The 680-nt window shown below is 67.2% G+C and carries 2 pseudogenes; both read right to left on the bottom strand.

Going from position 1 to position 680, the window contains the following annotated elements:
* Window positions 1-329: pseudogene (gene murD / locus EOD07_RS36560) on the bottom strand (UDP-N-acetylmuramoyl-L-alanine--D-glutamate ligase); the annotation flags it as partial.
* A 10-nt stretch (window positions 330-339) separates the two neighbouring features.
* A pseudogene (gene mraY, locus EOD07_RS36555) lies at window positions 340-680 on the bottom strand (phospho-N-acetylmuramoyl-pentapeptide-transferase); the annotation flags it as partial.

The raw sequence follows: 680 nt of genomic DNA, 5'->3' as shown, positions 1-680 counted from the left end.
CGGCTGTTGCGCTCGCGGCAGAACAGCTCGATATCGCCGATCACCTCGACACCGGCGCCGCGTGCGAGCTCCACCGTCCAATGCGGCTTCGGATGCGTCAGCGGCACGCCTGGCGACAGCACGAAGGCGGCGAAACGCGGCCAGTCGGCTGCACGCAGGTCGCCGGTCGCAATGCCCGCGGCCGCCGCCTTGGCGACGCTGTCTGGATTGTCGTCCCAGGCCAGCACCTCGGCGCCCCCCGCGATCAGCGCATGCGCGGTGGCGATCCCCGAGCCGCCAAGCCCGAAGAGCGAAACGCGTTTGCCGGAAAAGGAAGCGGCGGGGATCAAGCGGCGAGTCCTATCTGAGCTTGAGGGTGGAGAGGCCGACCAGCGCCAGGATGACGGCGATGATCCAGAAGCGGATCACCACCTGGCTCTCGGTCCAGCCGAGCTTTTCGAAATGGTGATGGATCGGCGCCATCAGGAAGACGCGCTTGCCGGTCATCTTGAAGTAGCCGACCTGGATGATGACCGACAGGATCTCGACCACGAACAGGCCGCCGACGATGACCAGCACGATCTCGTGCTTGGTGGCGACCGCGATGGTCCCGATCAGCCCGCCCATCGCCAGCGAGCCGGTGTCGCCCATGAAGATCGCGGCCGGTGGCGCGTTGAACCAGAGGAAGCCCAGGCCCGCGC

The sequence above is a fragment of the Mesorhizobium sp. M2C.T.Ca.TU.002.02.1.1 genome (genome assembly GCF_003997225.1).
This window is presented reverse-complemented; position numbering and strand designations above follow the sequence as displayed.